Origin of the sequence: Clostridium pasteurianum BC1 (assembly GCF_000389635.1) — a bacterium.
GTDB lineage: Bacteria > Bacillota > Clostridia > Clostridiales > Clostridiaceae > Clostridium_I > Clostridium_I pasteurianum_A.
Map to the genome: position 1 here is coordinate 524521 of NC_021182.1, position 18434 is coordinate 542954.

Below are 18434 nucleotides of genomic sequence, written 5' to 3' on the forward strand. Positions count from 1 at the left end.
ATAAAAGGTGGGAGATGATTAAGTTGAATCGTACATTAGTAGAAGAATTGAATAATAAGCTTGGAGAAATTGCTAAAGTACAAGGCTGGGTTCAGAGAATAAGAAAGCTTGGAAAAATTGCCTTTATTATTTTAAGAGATCGTTCAGGAAGTGTCCAATGTGTAGTGAATACAAAGAATATAGATATAAATGGATTGAAGCTTGAAAGTGTGGTAGAAATTACTGGAAAGGTAGCTTTAGAAAAAAATATAGAAATTCAGCTAATAAGTTTAGATATCATAAGTGAAGTAGAAGAGAATATACCAATTGAAATTAATAAGGATAAAATTCAAGCTAATTTAGATACAGTGCTGAATAATAGAGTGCTTAGTCTAAGGCATAAAACTATCAATTCAGTATTTAAAATTGAAGCTTGCCTTGCTGAAGCCTTTGAGGAGTTCCTTATAGAACATGACTTTACTCAAATCTTTACTCCTAAGATAGTAGCAGGAGGAGCAGAAGGGGGAACTGAAGTATTTGAGTTAAAGTATTTTGAGCAAAAGGCTTATCTTGCTCAAAGTCCTCAGTTTTATAAACAGATGATGGTTGGAGCAGGATATGAGAGAGTATTTGAAATAGGCCATGTGTATAGGGCTGAAGAGCACAATACAAATAGACATTTAAATGAATATGTAAGTTTAGACTTTGAGATGGCCTTTATTGAGGATGAGAATAATATAATTGATATTGAAACAGAATTATTAAAAAGTATGATTGAAAAAGTGAAAAGCAAGTGCCAAAAAGAGCTAGAGATTTTAGCGGCTGAACTACCAGAAATCAAAGACAAAATTCCTTCCATGCAATTGCCAGAAGCTATTAAGATATTGAGAGATGTATATGGAAAAGATGATTTAGTTAAAGATATTGATCCAGAGGGAGAAAGACTGATTTCTAAATATGTAAAAGATAAATACAATAGTGACTTCGTATTTTTAACTCATTACTCAGCTGAAAAAAGGCCCATGTATACTATGCCCACAGGAGATGGGTTAACTCATAGTTTTGATCTTATCTTTAGAGGGGTTGAAATTACAACTGGTGGACAGAGAATCCACAGTTATGAGATGTTAAAGAGAAATATGGAAGTTAAGGGATTAAATCCAGAAGATTTTCAGGATTATTTACAGGTATTTAAATATGGTATGCCTCCCCATGGTGGATTGGCTATAGGTCTTGAAAGATTAACAGCTCAACTTTTAGGATTGAAAAATATAAGAGAAGCTGCACTGTTTCCAAGAGATAGGGAGAGGATAACCCCTTAGAATAACCTTCTTTGTAGAAAGTGAAAGGAAACCAATAGTGTAAAAAGTAGCCGTTTTTTAAAATTAAGATTAAATATTTAGATGAATGGTATGAAGATTTAAAAACAAGGAGGAGGTAAAATATGGATTGCATTTTATGTAAATCTAATTTAGTTAGAGGAAAAGTTAATCATATTGTTGATTTAGATGGTCATATCATTATAATTAAAGGAGTTCCAGCAAATGTTTGTAAGCAATGCGGTGAATATTTTATTGAAACTGATATAGCATTAAAATTAGAAAAAATAATTGAAGATGTTCTAAAAAATAAGGCTGAAATATTTGTTGTAAATTATTCTGAAATAGTAGCTTAATTAGGAGTATGAAGCTTAGAACCTATTATGATATTACTCATAGGATTAGTCTTGAAATCTTAACTTTATATTTGAAGAAATACATTTTAAAAATTTTTACTATAAAAAGCTTGTGAAATTAACATTCGCAAGCTTTTTATGGTTATATAGACTTTTTGCATATTTATTATTCAACTGTTATAGCATTTACAGGGCATTCCGTAGCAGCTTCCTGTGCACTGGCTACTAGTGTTTCCAGAATTTCATTTTTTGATCTTTCAGCTTTTCCCTTATCATCCATTATAAAAACCTCAGGGCATATTGAAGTACATAATCCACATCCTATACAAGTATCTTTATCAACAAAACCTTTCATAACACTCACTCCTCGTATAATTTAAATTATTTATTTAGGTTATTTCCTATGATTAAATTATAGAATTTTTATGTTAGATAAGATGTGATTTAAGTCACTGTTTAAATTGATAATACAGTTTCTAGAAGAAAACTGAGTATAAACATTTTTAACTGTACTTTGCTGATATTAAATAACTTAGTCTTTTAAAATCCCATATAAAGTGATATATTAATCTAACAATATTTTTTTAATATGTTTGGATTATATAGTTAATATGAAACTAAAATTTTATCTGAAAACATAAGGGAGCTGAAAAAAATGGATATAAAATATGTAGTTATTATTCAGTGTGATATTGCACATAAAAGATGCAGCGGTTTTGCCTGTACCAATGCTTATTATAATAGAGATGAATTATTTAAGGATTATGATGATAATACAAGATATATTTCCTTTACCTGCGGAGGCTGCTGTGGAAAAACAATTGCTTCTAAATTAGAGCATTTTTCAAAGAAGTTAAAGGCTAAAAATAATATAGATAAGAGTGAGGTAGTTGTGCATTTATCTTCTTGTATGGCAACTGACAATTATCATTATGATAGATGTCCTCATATAGATTATATTAAAAATATTATAGCTAAAAAAGGCTATGAAAAGGTAGTAGAAGGTTCTTATATAAGTAAGGGAGCAATTAATAAAAGAGAAAAGGGACAGTATAATAAATACTAAAAATAATGGTGTACAAGCTATTTAAGCAATGCATTATTTTAAAAAGTTACTTGCGATTGAATTTATTAACTGTTAGTTTTGATAATAGTATTTATGTATAAGGTTCAACCTACAGGTTAGAATAAACATATTATTATACAATTTGTTTATATCACAAGGGAGGAAGTTTTTATATGCTTGAAAAAAATGAACTAACCGTAGGAAGATATCTTTTTAACTGTCTAAATAGTGAGGGTATTAGTGAAATCTTTGGTGTTCCTGGAGATTATAATTTCACTCTTTTAGATAACCTGGAAAAATATGAGAGAATAAAATTTGTTAATTGCAGGAATGAACTGAATACAGGGTATGCAGCAGATTCTTATGCGAGAATTAAAGGACTTTCAGCAATGATAACCACCTTTGGAGTAGGTGAATTAAACGCATGTAATGCAATTGCAGGAGCCTATTCTGAATATGTTCCAGTTATTCATATAGTTGGTGCTCCAAAAACTATGCTACAGATGGAACATAGAAAAATGCACCATACACTGATGAATGGAGATTATTCTGTTTATGAAAATATGTATAAAAATATAACTGAATATACAGCAGTAATTACTAAAGACAATGCAGAAATTGAAATTCCAACAGCTATTGCCAAAGCTAAGGAAATGAAAAGGCCAGTATATTTAGTTATAGCCATTGATGTAGTTAATCAGCCAGTCACAAAAAGAGAAGTTTCTCTATCAAAGCCTCAGACTAATCAAAATTCTTTACAATTAGCACTTAATAATATAAAGCAGGTTATTAGTAAGGCTCAAAAACCATTACTTCTTCCAGACATAATGGTGTCAAGATATAATCTTCAAGCTGTAGTTGAACAATTAGCTAATAAGCTTGATATACCTGTATCCACTATGATGATGGGTAAAGGTTCTTTTAATGAAGGTCATAAAAATTACATTGGCCTATATGCAGGTAGATGGGGAAGTTTGGAAGTAAAAGATTTTGTGGAAAGCTGTGACTGCATTTTAGCTATTGGACCAATCTGGTCAGATTATAATACAGCTTCTTTCACTGCTAAATTAAATCCTGTGAATATTATAGAAATTCAGCCAAGCTACGTAAAAGTGGGTATGAATCTTTATGAAAATGTGTTAATGGAAGATTTGTTAAATGAATTGGTTAAAGTTTTAGATAGGAAATCAACTCCTGTACCAAATATAAAGCTACCTTACACTGAGAATCAGGTGGGCGATGGAAATAATCAGGTTTCATCAGTTTATTATTATCCCAAATTACAGAGTTTCATTAAGGAAAATGATATAGTAATTGTAGAATCAGGCTCACTGCCACTTGGTATGGCACAAGTAAAGCTGCCAAACAATGTCTCCTACATATGTCAATATGGCTGGGGATCTATAGGATATGCCACTCCTGCTGGTTTTGGTGCCTGCGTTGCTGCTAGAGATCGCCGTGTAGTTATATTTACTGGCGATGGAGCTATTCACTTAACTGCTCAAGAGTTAAGTTCCATGATATATAACGGCTGTAAACCTGTTATATTTTTGATAAATAATAAATACTATACTATTGAAGCTTATCTTAATACACCTAAAACAACTAATTATAATAATATACCTGTTTGGGATTTTCAAAAACTTCTTGAAGCCTTTGGCGGAAATGCCTACACTGCTAGGGTGAATACAAATACTGAATTAGATGAAGCTATAAGACAAATTGCAATTCAAGGTAAGGATAAGATGTGTTTTATTGAAATAAATACAGATAAGATGGATGCACCAGGTATTGTCCATAATGTTCATACAATGATAGAGGAAATGGAAAAGCAGCAAATGAGCTAGAAAATATGGCTAAATAGATATTATAGTTGAAGTGGTATCAATGAATCTTATTCGGTGGAAAGTTGTATTTCCACTGAGTTTAGATGGATCATTCAGGGCTGCGCTTATGTTATCTCTGCCTTTATAGGTGGAGTGCTGCAGCGGATAGTCATTGGATAAATATTTATTTGTTAGAAAGTCTGTATCAAAAGAGATTAAATATTTTTTGATACGGATTTTTTTCAGTTCTTATGAATTGTTAAATAAGTATATGGTAACTAAAAATTTAATTGATAAATGGGGTAAATAAAATTATATGTTTTAGGAAAAGTACCTATTGACAGAAGATATTTTTATAAATATAATGAGTATATAGTCAATGAGTAATTAGTCAGCAAAAGGAGTTAATTAGTGATGGCAGAAACAAAACGGCAGAAGCAAAAAGAATTAACTAGAAAACATCTGATAGAAACAGCAATGAGGCAATTCGGCGAGAATGGAATAATAACAACAAAAACAGCTGATATTGCAAAAGCCGCCAATGTGGCACATGGAACTGTATTTACACATTTTCCAACACAGGAAGAATTATTGATAGCTGTAGTTGAGGAATTTGGAATTAGAATCACACAGAGACTTCAGCAACTGATTGATATAAATATCAGCTTATTTGAAATTTTAGAGGCTCATATGACGGGATTAATTGAATTTGAAGCTTTTTATAGCAGATTAGTTATTGAAAGACGTTTGCTTCCTAAAGCTGTTAATAATACCTATATTATGATTCAATCTACAATTTCATTTCATATTGGTATAGCTGCTGAGAAAGAGATGAAACAAGGTACTATTCGTAAACTTCCTATACACATTCTTTATAATATGTGGATAGGATTGATACATTATTACATAACCAATGGAGATTTGTTTTCTCCTGATGGTTCTGTTTTGAAAAAATACTCTAATGAATTATTACAGAATTATATGAGCTTGATCAAAAAATAAAAAATATAATGCATGTGAAAATAAATAGTAAGCCAAAGATGCGAGCATACTGTCTAGTTATTTATTTGAATATGCCTAATGGGGGAATTAAAATGAAACAATGTATTGCATGTGGAATACCTATGAAAAAGCCAGAAGATTTTGCTATGGGAGATACAGAAAAAGAATACTGTAAATACTGTTCTCGCCCAGATGGAACAATGCAATCTTATGATGAGAAACTAAAATCTCTAACTGGCTTTATACTGAAGACACAGGGATTAGATGAAAACACAGCAAAAGCTGCTGCAAAATCAATGATGTCCAAACTTCCAGCCTGGGAAAATATAGACTAGCTATTTGTATAACTTTTAATTTTTTTATAGTATATAAGATGGAGATAAAAACACAGTTTCGGTTGGTAGTCCGAACCTATCCATATTTTGTAGATAGCAGTAACCTGCCCTCCTGGGGTTGTCCCTTCTTCAGGTTTTAATTAAACAGGAGGAAATATAAAATGAAAACTAATATCAAATTAACAGTATTTTTTGAAGAGGTATTTTGGGTAGGAATATTTGAAAGAGTTTATGAAGAAAAATTAAAAAGGAAACAAAACTTACACCTGTAGGAACGAAAGCTCAAATTGCTGTAAAGTTGCAGCATGAAATAAGCAAAGTAAAGAGAAAAAAGCTTCTAAGAGAAGATAAGGAACAAGAAGAAAAGAGAAAATTTCAATTAAAACAGCAAAAGAAATTAATGAAGCATAAAGGACATTGATTAAACAGCAATAAAAATACAGTATTGGTTGCTTTAAACTTGCCTTATGATGAGGATATTACTAGATTTAAGAGATATGATAATATTTTAAATCGTATCATAGCATAAATAGATACCAACTCTTTACACCAGCTTTAAAAGCTGGTGTTATTTTTGCGTTAAAACCAATTGAGGGAATAACAATAAAATTAATTTGTAAATTTTAAATATCCAGCATAAGATAAGTTTTTAGAAATGACAGTTTTTTCATATAGCTATTTATATAAGTGTTTCAAAAGAAAAATAATCATTGACACATATATAACATGTAGAATAATATATAACATGTAGAATATAAATTATTTGGGAGGAATTAAATTATGTCATTGCAATTTGCAATATTAGGATTATTAGAGTATAAATCAATGACTGGATATGATTTAAAGAAAATATTTGATGAGTCAATTAATAATTTTTGGGCTGCAAGTTTAAGTCAGATATACAGAGAATTAGGTACGCTTGAAAACAAAAGTTATGTAGTTTCTGTTGTTCAACTACAGAGAGATAGACCAGATAAGAAAATATATAGCATCACTGAAACAGGTAAGGCTGCATTTAAAGAGTGGCTTGTAAATTTTCCGGAAAAAGTATCTAAAGAAACAAGGGATGAATTTACGTTAAGAATTTTTTTTGGATCAAATTTAAGCAAAAAAGACTTGATAAAACAGTTCCAACGTTTTAAAGACGAGAAATTAAAAAATTTAGAGGAAATAAAAAGCTTAAATGAAATCTCTGAAAAATACACTAAAGAAATGAAACTTTTTAATGATGAAGAGTTGTGCTGGAAATTTGTATTAAGAAGGGCAAATTTAACATTGGAAATGTTGATTTTTTGGGCAAATGAGTGTATAGAAAATTTAGAAAAACAAGGAGGTGAATGATAATGAACACAACCATGTATTATTTTTCAGGTACGGGAAATTCATTAAAAGTTGCAAAAGATATATCTGAAAAACTTGGAGATGCTGATATTGTATCTATTCCCAGGATTATAAATGAAGAAGTAAATTTATCATCTGATTGCATAGGATTTGTATTTCCTGTGTATGTTTATGGGTTGCCATTAATTGTGTCAAGTTTCATTAAAAGATTAATGATAATAGACAAAAACAAATACTTTTTTGCTGTTGCAACTTGCAAGGCTGAAAAGGGAGGAGCTATATTACAGGTAGCAAATGAGCTTAAAGATAAAGGAGCTAGATTATCAGCGGGCTTCAGCGTAAATATGCCAGGTAATTTCATTTATTCTTATGAAGCTGATTCAATTGATATACAGGAAGAAAAATTTAGGTTGTGGAAAGAGAAATTGGATGAAATGGTTTCAGTAGTAAGAAATAAAGAAAATAAAATTGAGCAACTAACTCTTGTGAAAAGAATTTTTCAATTGACAATTATTTATCCAATGGTATCTCGCTTGTTTAATAAATGGGATAAAAGGTTTTGGACTGACAATAACTGCAATGGGTGTGGAATATGTCAAAGGATATGTCCTGTAATGAATATTGTCATAAAGAATAAAAAACCAGCTTGGTTACATAAGTGTGAGCAATGTTTTGCATGTTTGAATTGGTGTCCAAGGGTATCAATCCAGTACACTGAAAAAACTATTGGAAAGAACCGGTATCATAATCCTTTTGTTCAACTAAAGGATATATTGACTGAAGGAAAATTGTGTGATTTTAGGAAGGATGAGTGCCATTATGATTAATTTCAAGAAACTGCAAATAAGGATACAAAATCTTGCTACAATAAAATATATTATTATTTCTACAGCAATTCTTTTATTCTTTGTCTATCTAAACAGTGGAAGAACAGGTTATTTGGATATGAAATTTAGTTATAGTCCTGAAAAAGCGTACCAAATTATAAGTGATTTAGGAAATTTGGGTAGACAGTCTTACATAAGTTTTCTCATTTTGGATTTTGGAATTATTATTTTTTTTGGCCATTACGCAGTTATTAATAATAGTTTGTCTTTTAAAAAAGCTTGCAATGAAAAGTAAATGTACATTTTTATATTTATCACCCTTAATAAGGGGAATTTTCGATATCTTAGAAAACTTTTCAATCATCATAATTCTTTTGAATTATCCTAAAAGAATTTTTGGAATTGCAATGACAGCCAGCATAATGACAAAATTAAAATGGATTTCTATGATTATAACTATGGCTGTTATCATCATATTAACAGTTATGCTAATATGGAAGAATGTTAAAATAAAAGAGCATATTGTTAAGAGTCTTAAATAGTCATTATTGATGATTATATAAATAAATTAAAGGGAGTGAAATAAGTGAAAATAACTGATGACGTTTATAGGCTAGAATCAACGAAAGGGGCATATTCCTATGTTATTTTTGGCGCAGAAATCATATTGATAGACACAGGCTTGCCGGGAAGATGGAAAAGTATAAAAAAAGAATTAACATCAATAGGAGTTAAACTTAAACAAGTGAAACACATCTTACTAACACATCATGATATTGATCATATTGGTAATGCTGCCATTCTTCAAGAACTGACAGGATCGGATGTTTGGGCATCTGAAGAAGACATTCCGGTAATTTATGGTGATGTTGAACGTTATGGATTTAAAAAATACTTGAAGTATATTTTTCACATAAAAAAACCAAAGGATATAAAATCATTTACAACTGGTCAAGTGGTTAATGGTATCGAGGTTATACTAACCCCAGGACATACACCAGGACATTTATGTTTCATTTATAATGACGTCCTTTTTATCGGTGATTTGTTAGAAAACAAGAATGGTAACTTGAGACCTTACCCTAAAGCATGGAATTGGAATAATTCAATCATGATGCAATCGATAAATAAAATTTGTCAAATTCCTTTCAAATGGGCATGTCCAGCACATGGAGAACCTATTGAACGTGGTAATTTATTGAATAAGCTAAATATATAACATATTTATTAGTTAATGATTTTTATTGAGGTGGATTATGTGGTTAAGTCAGGCAAGCTGGAACATACCGAATGTATTATGTGTGGAGAGTGTGTGAATGCTTGTAAGTCAAAAGCGATTCAATTCACATTTTGTAGATATAAAAAAGATTAAAACATTTATCCGATGACTAGCTGCTGTAATACTCCACATCATGACATGGGAAAGAGTTTCTGGAATATAATGGGGTGGAAAAAGCGCTCGGATTTCTTAGTCTATTCTATGGAGACTTAAATAAATTTATATTACAGTTTAATATTTTGTATCTGTCAGCGTGAAGTTCTAGAGAAAGTATAGGTTAAGAAAATGCTTTTATAAGAAATTAAAAGAGGTGAATAAATTGAAGTTGATTTTAGAATCTAACAATATGAAAGATTATTTACAAAATACATCCGTAATAGACTTTAATAATGATAATGTTAAACAATTGGCAGAAAAGCTTAAAGAAGGTACTAAATCAAAATTAGAACTATCAAAAAAAGTATACGAATACGTTAGAGATAATATTTCACATTCTTTTGATATTAATGGAAGCGTAGTTACCTGCAAAGCATCAGAGGTTTTACAAGAGAAGCAGGGAATATGTTTTGCTAAGGCTCATTTACTGGCAGCACTTTTACGTTATTTAGACATCCCAACTGGATTTTGCTATCAAAAACTTATTTTAGACGATGAGATAGAACCTTACTTAATTTTACATGGTTTAAATGCTGTATATATAGAAGAGTTAAAAAGATGGATAAGAATTGATTCAAGAGGAAATAAGAAAGGTGTCAATGCACAGTTTTCTGTGAAAGACGAGAAATTAGCATTTCCTGTTAGAAGTGAATTAGGTGAAATGGACATACCAATAATTTTTGTAAAACCAGACGATAATGTTATAAAGGCCTTGAATTCATGTGATACTATTGGAGAGCTTTTTCATACTCTTCCTAAAGAATTGGCAAAATAAATTTAAAAGTATAATGTAGTCAAGTAGATACTAAAAAGTGCTTAAAATAAGTGAAGTACTGGTACTTATTTTGGAAACAGTAAATGCATTAATGGTTCCGAATTTTAGTTTTATAGTTGTCCAATAATAGATAGATCCTAGAGTAGTTTTCTACTCTAGGACAATTAATTACCCTTCATTTAATTCAGTGACATCTACTGTAAAATGCTTATCTGTCTTTAAATCTTTGACTTGAACTTCATTAGTTTCTTTATTGATATTTTCTATCCAAACTGGACAACCTTTATGCTTTACATCAATTACACCCAATGATTCAACTATTTCGGCAGCTTTTTTTATATCCATGTATTTTTCTCCTTTTTCGTAGTGTTAATATATATCTTCTCCCTTAAACATAAAAAAATGCTTGAAACTAATAAATTTAACGTTGGATAATTGAATAATAAGATATTTTTGTGCTGCAATTCAAAGTTTTACAGTATTATTTCACAGCAATTTTATTAAGTTAAACTATGTATTAAGAATCCTGTATATATTAAATATATGTTTTCATTAATATGTACAAACATAAAATAATGGGTTATACTGACAATTGTTATGTATTATTAGATGATGAAGGTAAGCCGATAGTTACTAAAGTTTATGAATAATATGTGGTGAATTGACATTTAATTACATTTAAAATAAGGAGAATATACATGCAATACCAGTGGATTGATAAATATTGTCTTTCAAAAAAAGCAGCAGAAAAAGATTATCAGATAGAATGGGAAGCAACAAGATACTTCGTAGGCGGGAAAATATTTGCTATGGTAGGTGGAGACAAGTATAAAAAATCTATTATAACATTAAAATGTGAGCCTATATTCGGGCAATTTTTGAGAGATGAAAATAAGAATATTGTGCCAGGATATCACATGAATAAAAAACATTGGAATTCAGTGTATTTAGAGGACGATGTTCCTGATAATCTTCTAAAACAAATGATAGATATGTCCTATAAATTGGTATTAAACTCTTTGAGTAAAAAAGTGCAGGAGGAAATTTCAAAGGAAATTTAGTTCATAAAACAGATGATATTCATAGCTAAGAGGTATGTAGAAATCATAAAAAATGAATAATTTCTAAAAAATACCGTAGTATTCAATAAAATGAATTTTACGGTATTTCTGCATTACACTTCTTCAAAATTACTACAATCTAAATAATAATAATTTCATTTACTTTTTTCATGTTTATAATTTTTATAGTATTAATTTACTCTAAAACAATATAATGCTATAATAAATTATGCATAATTATAAATAAATATAAATATTTATGCAATATAAATATTTATGAGTAGAGAAGGTGAAAGTATGTACAATATATTTGTAGATGGCCAACATGGAACAACTGGTTTGAAAATCCATGAATACTTATTAAAACATCCAGGTGTTAAATTGTTAAATATCGATTATGAAATGAGAAGAGATGTTAAAGTTAGAAGAGAATACATTAACAATGCAGATATTGTTTTTTTGTGTCTTCCGGATAGTGCTGCAAGAGAAGCTGTAGCACTAGTAGAGAATAATCATACAAAAATTATTGATGCTAGTACTGCACATAGGACAAAGGATGAATGGGCTTATGGAATACCAGAGCTTTGTCCAAAACAAAGAGATAAAATAAAAAGTTCTAATCGTGTTACTGTTCCTGGTTGTCATGCTACCGCTTCAATAATTGCACTTGCACCTTTAGTAAAAGGTGGAATTGTACCATCAGATTATCCGGTATCCATTTTCTCAGTTTCAGGTTATAGCGGTGGTGGAAAAGAAATGATTGCAGAATATGAGAATAATAAAGATGAATATTTAAAGATACCAAGGCAGTATGCATTAGGACTTAACCATAAACATCTATCAGAAATAAAAAAGTATTCAGGACTTACCTATGAGCCTATTTTTATGCCTGTAGTTAGCAATTATTATAATGGCCTTGCTGTAAGTATACCATTGTATACTAATAGATTATTAAAGTACAGAACAGCAAAAGATATATGTGATTTTTTAACGGAGTATTATGTAGGAGAAAAATTTATTCAGGTCATACCTTTTGAAGATGAAAGCTTATTGATAGACGGGAGATTTAATATAACAGGTTGTAACAATACAAATATGGCTGAGATTTTTGTATTTGGGAACAAAGATAGAATTATGCTGATGACAAGGCTGGACAATTTAGGGAAAGGAGCATCTGGCGCAGCTGTTCAAAATATGAACATTATGCTGGGTATTAATGAGGAAACGGGTTTAGTGTAAGAGAATTAATAATTTCACTAAACAAAGAAAGGAATATTATAAATGTTAAATTATATTTTGCCGATCTTACTTATTATTATGTCAAATGTTTTTTATCCGATGTGCTATAATATGTAGCAAATATTTAATTTAAAACATTTTCTACATATTAAACATCTTAATCTTAATTATAAAAGTTATTAGTAAATATGTTTAAAGATTTAGATTTAAACTTAGAAGTACTACTTTACTTGGGAAAAGTAAATTTGGTACACAACTGAAATGAGGATGAATTATATGCTGTCAAAATTATCGAATCTAGTATTAGGACTTATTTGGAAAAGGCCTTTAAATCCATATGAAATCACAAAGTTAATGGAACGTTCAGAAATTCAAGACTGGTTTCCTATGACTTCAGCCTCAATTTACACAACTATAAGGAATTTAAGCAGTAAAGAGTATATTGTCGGTGAAACTATTAGTGAGGGGAATCTTCCTCATAAAACTATGTATTCCTTAACAAAAAAAGGAGAAGAAGCTCTAATAAATTCATTGGAAATTGGACTAGAAACATATAAAACTGAAGCTAGCAACTTTGGAATTTCATTATTTCATATTTGCAGCCTTAATAGAGATAATGCAATTGATTTATTAAGGAAAAGACTTAATAAACTTAAAGATATGAAATTTAAAGCAGATAAAAAACTAAATACTAATACTAATAAAATACCTATAAATTTTAGAATGATGCTTAAATATAATGTTTATCGTATTGAAATAGAAATAAAAATAACTGAAGAGTTAATAGCTGAAGCTCAGAATGATTCTAATTGGGATTCTTCATTTGTTAAATTATTGGGTTAATATATATATTTCTATTAATAGTATGTCTATAAAATAAATTTACATTGACAGGAAATATTTTAGCCACTATACTAATATATATCAGTACTGATATATATTAGTATAGTGCAATAACTTAAAAATATATATACAAACAAATTTTATAAAAGTAAAAATTAAAATAGGGAGTCATTAAATGAGTAAAATAGCAAAAAATTTAACTGAATTAATCGGTAATACACCTTTACTTGAACTATCTAATTATAATAGAGTAAAAAATATAGGCGCAAAAATAATTGCTAAACTTGAATATTTTAATCCTGGTGGAAGTGTTAAAGACAGAATAGGTTTATCCATGATTAAAGAGGCTGAAAACAAAGGTATTATTAACAAAAATACTGTGATTATAGAGGCAACTAGTGGAAATGCAGGCATTGCTCTTGCACTTGTAGCTGCTGCAAAAGGATATAGACTTATAATCACATTGCCAGAAAACTTTAGTATTGAAAGAAGAAAGCTTTTAAAAGCTCTTGGATCAGAACTAGTTTTAACATCAGCAGAAGAAGGGATGAATGGAGCTGTAAAGAAAGCAGAAGAATTATCAATGGAAATGTCTAATTCTTATATGCCACAACAGTTTCAAAATCCTGAAAATCCTGAAATACATAGAAGAACAACAGCTGAAGAGATTTGGAAAGATACAGACGGGAATGTAGATATACTTGTTGCAGGTGTAGGAACAGGTGGAACTATTACAGGTATTGGTGAAGTTTTAAAACAAAAAAATCCTAACATTAAAATAGTTGCTGTAGAACCATATGATTCTCCTGTTTTATCTGGAGGAAATAGAGGAGCTCATAAACTTCAGGGACTTGGTCCAGGATTTATACCAGATGTTCTTAATTTATCAGTAATTGATGAAATAATCACAGTAAAAACTAATGAAGCATATGAAACATGCAGAATACTAGGAAAAACAGAAGGACTGCTTGTAGGAATTTCATCGGGTGCAGCAGTTTTTTCAGCTGCTAAATTAGCAAAGATGCCAGAAAACAAAGATAAAACAATAGTTGTTATTTGTCCAGATACTGGAGAAAGATATTTATCAACTGAATTGTTTAATCAATTATAATCTTTTAAATAATGTAAGGGAAATGCAATGTTTAGGAGAACTCTAAGACTGAAAAAAATAATTTTCTAAATAGGAGAAGATAAAATGAATGAAATATTCAAACAAATACCGCTATATAGGTTTATTATGTTCTGTAATGAAACAACTATGAATAAGACAGTATTAGATTGCGGTGCAGGAGGCGATTGTCCACCACTAAGCTTATTTTCAGAATATGGATACTTAACCTATGGAATAGAATTTAATGGTAAACAATTGGAAAAAGCCAATAAATATGCAAGTAAAAAAAGCCAGAATTTAAATATTCAACAGGGAGATATGAGAAATTTAAAATTTGAGAATGAGTCATTTAGTTTTGTTTATTCTTATAATTCAGTATTTCATATGACAAAAGCAGATGTTATAAAATCTATAAATGAAATGAAGCGAGTATTGAAGCAAAATGGACTACTTTTTGTAAATTTCCTTACCACAAAAGATTTGCGTTGTGGAACAGGTGTAGACATTGGCAAAAATCAATATGAACAAATGGATGATATTCCTGTAATACATTCATATTTTGAAGAATGCGAACCAGACAAGTATTTTGAAAATATGAAAATATTATATAAAGAGGATAGAGTCTTAGAAAGAATATATGAAGGTGAAAAAATTAGACAAGAGTTCGTTGATTATATTGTTAAGAAAATATAAGGATAATGTTTATTATTAATTCAGTCTAATAAATGATTTTTTAGAATCTTTTAATTAATTGCTGAATAATTCGTATGATAAAATAAAAGCGTTATAATAGTAAATAATTGTGAAGTTTATTTATATTAATCAAAGGAGAAAAAAGGTGAAATTAAAAGTTTTAGTGGATAATAATACATATATTGACCAATATTATTGTGGGGAACCTGCTGTTTCATATTACATTGAAGATGAGGACATCAGATTGCTATTTGATGTAGGTTATTCTGATGTATTTTTGAAAAACTCAAATGCATTAGATATAGATTTAGAAAATATAAATGTTATTACTATTTCACATGGTCATAATGACCACACAGGAGGATTAAAATACTATTTTAAACAAAAGTATAAAAATAATATTTCTATTATTGCTCATCCAGATGCATTTAAAGAAAAAGTAGCAGATAATTTAAAAATTAGCTCTCCTATTTTGCAAGAAGAGTTAAAAGAAAAGTGCAATTTAATTCTTTCTAAGGAACCTAAAAAAATTAGTAAACATATAACTTTCTTAGGAGAAATACCACAAATAAATGACTTTGAAAATAGAAAATGTATTGGTAAGCAAGTTGTTGGTGAAACTTCCATTGATGATTATGTAATAGATGATACAGCACTTGTATATAAAAGTGAAAATGGCATTTATATTATTACAGGATGTTCTCATAGTGGGATATGTAATATAACAGAATATGCAAAAGAAGTATGTAAAGATAACAGAGTATTAGGAATTATAGGAGGATTTCATTTATTTGAATTAAATGAGCAGGTTAATAAAACTATTGATTATTTAAAACAGAACAATTTAAGGGAATTATATCCTTGTCATTGTACTTCATTTGTTGTCAAAGCAGAAATACATAAAGCTTTGCCTGTGAAAGAAGTTGGGGTTGGATTGAAAATAAATTGGTGAAAATTTAAAAGATTTAGCAAAAAACACATAGATCGCCTATGTGTTATAGATCATTTTTAAGCTTTTTAATTTGCTTTTGTAGATCTTGAATTTGTTTTTCTTTCTCTTTTAGAGATTCAAGATTTTGCTGTTGAGCTGCAATAGAAAGTATAATACCTGAAACAGCAGTTAAAAAATTACCCAGTACGTTATTATCAGTAGATGATTTTCCTTCCGTAAGCGTCAATGCAACTAGACTTTCTAAAATAACCAACTCCTTAGGACTTAGTGAATCAAACAATGCCATCATAATTCACCTCAAATTTAGTGTATTCAGATAATTTTAGTATGGTTACATTGTATATGTACTGTTGGACATTTCTCTAGAGTACTTAGGATATTAAAATATACATAAATAATTCTGTTAACACTTCAAAACTTTAGCATTCCATATGTTTTTATGGAATATTTTTATTTATTTTAGGAATACTATTCGTGAACTATTCTCCCTACAACCTTATATATTCAGTTTACAAAGAGCAACTAACATTTATATTTTATCTAAAATAATAATTATTATACAAGTCTACTTAATATAAATGGTATCCATCTCCTACCTATAGAGGTTTGAGAATTCTGCACATTAGCTTAAAATAAATAAGGCATATGAAAATAAATAGTAAGTGAAAGATACTAACATACTGACGCTTATTTCTTTGAATATGCCTAAGTTCGGAGTGATGTAATAATGAAAAATAAGAAGAAAGGATTGTCCGTATTTCATCTTACAATGATGGCATTAGGTACTATAATTGGTGGTTCCTTTTTTCTTGGATCCTCTGTAGCTATTCATGCTGCAGGACCTGCCATTTTAATTTCATATGTATTTGGAGGAATTTTAGTTTATCTTATTCTATCTGCTCTTTCAGAAATGACAGTGGCAGATCCTTCACCGGGTTCCTTTCGTACTTTTGCTGCAAAAACCTTTGGGACTGGAGCTGGATTTGTTGTTGGATGGGTTTATTGGACGGGAATGGTTTTAGCTATGTCCAGTGAGGCTACAGCTGTGTCTATTTTACTGAACAAGTGGTTTCCAAGAGTCTCTATATCCTTACTTGGAAGTGCGGTTATTGTAGTAGTTACATTGTTAAATTTATTAGGAGCTGATAAATTAAGCAAGCTGGAAAGTGGTCTTGCTGCTATTAAACTGATGGCAATAGTCTCTTTTATAATTATTGCATTACTTTTAATTATTGGGCTGATTAATGGGGCTCCTTCTGTTGGAGCTGGGGAATTGGCACGGGAGCCTTTGGCTTCAGGAGGCATAAAGAGTATTGCCGGTAGTATGCTTATAGTTATATTTGCGTATGCAGGCTTTGAAATAATTGGATTGGCTGCTTCGGAAGCTGATAACCCTGAAAAAACAATTCCAAAAGCAATTTTTTATACTACTTTGAGTCTTGTTGCACTTTATATAGTTTCTGTCGCTGTATTGCTGCCGTTAATACCTACAGCTCTTATTAATGAAAATGTTAGCCCTATGGTAGCAGCTCTTAGCAGATGGGGAATGCCGTGGGCTGGAAATGTAATAAATGTAGTAATGATTACTGCCATCCTTTCCACAATGCTGGCAGCTATGTTTGGAATAGGAAGGATGCTCCGTTCTCTTGCAGAGGAAGGTCATGCTCCAAAGCTGTTAGAGGATAAAAAGAATATTCCCTATAGAGGAATGTTGTTTTCAGGTTTTGCCATGCTTTTAGGATTAACCCTGGGACTTTTTTTCCCAAGCGTTTATTTATTTTTAGTAAGCTCTGGTGGTTTTGCATTACTTTTTACTTATGCAATGATAGTTGCTACCCATATTCGTTTTCGTAAAAAGTATGGATATCCTCCAGAAGGAAAATATCATATGCCGGGATATCCATATACCTCTTGGATTGCTTTAATAAGTCTTATTATTGCCATTATCAGTATGCCCTTTATTTCAGGGCAGGCATCAGGTCTTATAGCAGGATTGATAATTCTTGCTTTATATTCCTCAGCTTATTTGGTAATGAAGTCTTATGAAAAAGTTAAGAAACCAAAAATTAATAATAGTTCATTAAATAGAAAGGCGCAAAGATTAGGTTTATCCACGGAGTTCTCTGAAGAACTGACTGAGGAGCATAGGCACTCAAATAAGAATATAAAAAACAATAAAAAAAATTAAACTTTAGAAATAATTTATATAGTTTACTTTGGAAATTCATGAGTAGATTTATATTCTCCCAATATTTATATCATAATTATTTAAAA

Annotated in this window: 25 protein-coding genes; 22 read left to right on the forward strand and 3 right to left on the reverse strand. The window is 30.0% G+C overall.

The window, feature by feature from the left end:
- The first annotated feature begins 23 nt into the window (after positions 1-23).
- On the forward strand, positions 24-1301 hold the full coding sequence (gene aspS, locus CLOPA_RS02450) for an aspartate--tRNA(Asn) ligase (protein ID WP_015613894.1): 1278 nt from the start codon (positions 24-26) through the stop codon (positions 1299-1301).
- Positions 1302-1423: 122 nt separating this feature from the next.
- Complete coding sequence (locus CLOPA_RS02455) at positions 1424-1654, forward strand: type II toxin-antitoxin system MqsA family antitoxin (protein ID WP_015613895.1); 231 nt, start codon at positions 1424-1426, stop codon at positions 1652-1654.
- Positions 1655-1820: 166 nt separating this feature from the next.
- On the opposite strand, the gene CLOPA_RS02460 is transcribed toward CLOPA_RS02455, so the two are convergent.
- Complete coding sequence (locus CLOPA_RS02460) at positions 1821-2009, reverse strand: ferredoxin (RefSeq protein ID WP_015613896.1); 189 nt, start codon at positions 2007-2009, stop codon at positions 1821-1823.
- Positions 2010-2309: 300 nt separating this feature from the next.
- Here CLOPA_RS02460 and CLOPA_RS02465 point away from each other — a divergent pair, with 300 nt between their 5' ends.
- The 13 genes from CLOPA_RS02465 (at position 2310) to CLOPA_RS02515 (ending at position 10261) form a co-directional block, all read left to right on the forward strand.
- Complete coding sequence (locus CLOPA_RS02465) at positions 2310-2720, forward strand: CGGC domain-containing protein (protein ID WP_015613897.1); 411 nt, start codon at positions 2310-2312, stop codon at positions 2718-2720.
- Positions 2721-2893: 173 nt separating this feature from the next.
- Entirely contained in the window at positions 2894-4567 is a 1674-nt protein-coding gene (locus CLOPA_RS02470) for an alpha-keto acid decarboxylase family protein (protein WP_015613898.1), read from the forward strand.
- A gap of 393 nt (positions 4568-4960) precedes the next feature.
- Positions 4961-5548 carry a TetR/AcrR family transcriptional regulator gene (locus CLOPA_RS02475; protein WP_015613899.1) on the forward strand — a complete coding sequence of 196 codons (588 nt, stop codon included), beginning with the start codon at positions 4961-4963 and terminating at the stop codon, positions 5546-5548.
- Between the two features lie 92 nt (positions 5549-5640).
- Positions 5641-5883, forward strand: a complete 243-nt coding sequence (locus tag CLOPA_RS02480) for a zinc ribbon domain-containing protein (RefSeq protein WP_015613900.1) — start codon at positions 5641-5643, stop codon at positions 5881-5883.
- Between the two features lie 161 nt (positions 5884-6044).
- Positions 6045-6155: a DUF2992 family protein gene (locus CLOPA_RS26720; protein ID WP_431602563.1), complete on the forward strand. Its 111-nt coding sequence runs from the start codon at positions 6045-6047 to the stop codon at positions 6153-6155.
- Between the two features lie 14 nt (positions 6156-6169).
- Positions 6170-6304, forward strand: coding sequence for a DUF2992 family protein (locus tag CLOPA_RS26725; protein WP_431602571.1), 135 nt, complete (start codon positions 6170-6172; stop codon positions 6302-6304).
- Between the two features lie 359 nt (positions 6305-6663).
- Positions 6664-7224: a PadR family transcriptional regulator gene (locus tag CLOPA_RS02490; protein WP_015613901.1), complete on the forward strand. Its 561-nt coding sequence runs from the start codon at positions 6664-6666 to the stop codon at positions 7222-7224.
- Between the two features lie 2 nt (positions 7225-7226).
- The gene (locus CLOPA_RS02495; RefSeq protein ID WP_015613902.1) at positions 7227-8051 is read left to right on the forward strand and encodes an EFR1 family ferrodoxin; all 825 of its coding nucleotides are present in this window, start codon (positions 7227-7229) and stop codon (positions 8049-8051) included.
- Positions 8044-8346 (forward strand): hypothetical protein, encoded by a 303-nt coding sequence (locus tag CLOPA_RS02500; RefSeq protein ID WP_015613903.1) that lies wholly within the window; start codon positions 8044-8046, stop codon positions 8344-8346. Before CLOPA_RS02495 ends, CLOPA_RS02500 begins: the two co-directional genes overlap by 8 nt.
- Complete coding sequence (locus tag CLOPA_RS02505) at positions 8336-8593, forward strand: hypothetical protein (protein WP_041710726.1); 258 nt, start codon at positions 8336-8338, stop codon at positions 8591-8593. The genes CLOPA_RS02500 and CLOPA_RS02505 overlap by 11 nt, the downstream gene beginning before the upstream one ends.
- Before the next feature lie 44 nt (positions 8594-8637).
- A complete protein-coding gene (locus CLOPA_RS02510) occupies positions 8638-9270 on the forward strand; it encodes an MBL fold metallo-hydrolase (protein ID WP_015613904.1) in 633 nt (210 codons plus the stop codon).
- 15 nt (positions 9271-9285) lie between these two features.
- The gene (locus tag CLOPA_RS26730; protein WP_080648265.1) at positions 9286-9423 is read left to right on the forward strand and encodes a 4Fe-4S binding protein; all 138 of its coding nucleotides are present in this window, start codon (positions 9286-9288) and stop codon (positions 9421-9423) included.
- 217 nt (positions 9424-9640) lie between these two features.
- Positions 9641-10261, forward strand: coding sequence for a transglutaminase-like domain-containing protein (locus CLOPA_RS02515; protein WP_431602564.1), 621 nt, complete (start codon positions 9641-9643; stop codon positions 10259-10261).
- Positions 10262-10429: 168 nt separating this feature from the next.
- Here CLOPA_RS02515 and CLOPA_RS02520 read toward each other — a convergent pair whose 3' ends face one another.
- On the reverse strand, positions 10430-10606 hold the full coding sequence (locus tag CLOPA_RS02520) for an H-type small acid-soluble spore protein (RefSeq protein ID WP_015613906.1): 177 nt from the start codon (positions 10604-10606) through the stop codon (positions 10430-10432).
- A 353-nt stretch (positions 10607-10959) separates the two neighbouring features.
- Between CLOPA_RS02520 and CLOPA_RS02525 the strand changes: the two genes are divergently transcribed.
- From CLOPA_RS02525 to CLOPA_RS02550, 6 genes are all read left to right on the forward strand, one after another.
- A complete protein-coding gene (locus CLOPA_RS02525) occupies positions 10960-11322 on the forward strand; it encodes an MmcQ/YjbR family DNA-binding protein (protein ID WP_015613907.1) in 363 nt (120 codons plus the stop codon).
- A gap of 297 nt (positions 11323-11619) precedes the next feature.
- Positions 11620-12561: an N-acetyl-gamma-glutamyl-phosphate reductase gene (argC, locus tag CLOPA_RS02530; protein ID WP_015613908.1), complete on the forward strand. Its 942-nt coding sequence runs from the start codon at positions 11620-11622 to the stop codon at positions 12559-12561.
- A gap of 276 nt (positions 12562-12837) precedes the next feature.
- A complete protein-coding gene (locus tag CLOPA_RS02535) occupies positions 12838-13404 on the forward strand; it encodes a PadR family transcriptional regulator (protein WP_015613909.1) in 567 nt (188 codons plus the stop codon).
- A 175-nt stretch (positions 13405-13579) separates the two neighbouring features.
- Positions 13580-14515: a cysteine synthase A gene (gene cysK, locus CLOPA_RS02540; protein WP_015613910.1), complete on the forward strand. Its 936-nt coding sequence runs from the start codon at positions 13580-13582 to the stop codon at positions 14513-14515.
- An 84-nt stretch (positions 14516-14599) separates the two neighbouring features.
- Entirely contained in the window at positions 14600-15208 is a 609-nt protein-coding gene (locus CLOPA_RS02545) for a class I SAM-dependent methyltransferase (protein ID WP_015613911.1), read from the forward strand.
- Positions 15209-15353: 145 nt separating this feature from the next.
- On the forward strand, positions 15354-16160 hold the full coding sequence (locus CLOPA_RS02550; protein ID WP_015613912.1) for an MBL fold metallo-hydrolase: 807 nt from the start codon (positions 15354-15356) through the stop codon (positions 16158-16160).
- A 43-nt stretch (positions 16161-16203) separates the two neighbouring features.
- On the opposite strand, the gene CLOPA_RS02555 is transcribed toward CLOPA_RS02550, so the two are convergent.
- Positions 16204-16446, reverse strand: a complete 243-nt coding sequence (locus tag CLOPA_RS02555; RefSeq protein ID WP_041710728.1) for a hypothetical protein — start codon at positions 16444-16446, stop codon at positions 16204-16206.
- Between the two features lie 441 nt (positions 16447-16887).
- Here CLOPA_RS02555 and CLOPA_RS02560 point away from each other — a divergent pair, with 441 nt between their 5' ends.
- Positions 16888-18348 (forward strand): amino acid permease, encoded by a 1461-nt coding sequence (locus tag CLOPA_RS02560; protein ID WP_015613914.1) that lies wholly within the window; start codon positions 16888-16890, stop codon positions 18346-18348.
- Positions 18349-18434 lie beyond the last annotated feature (86 nt).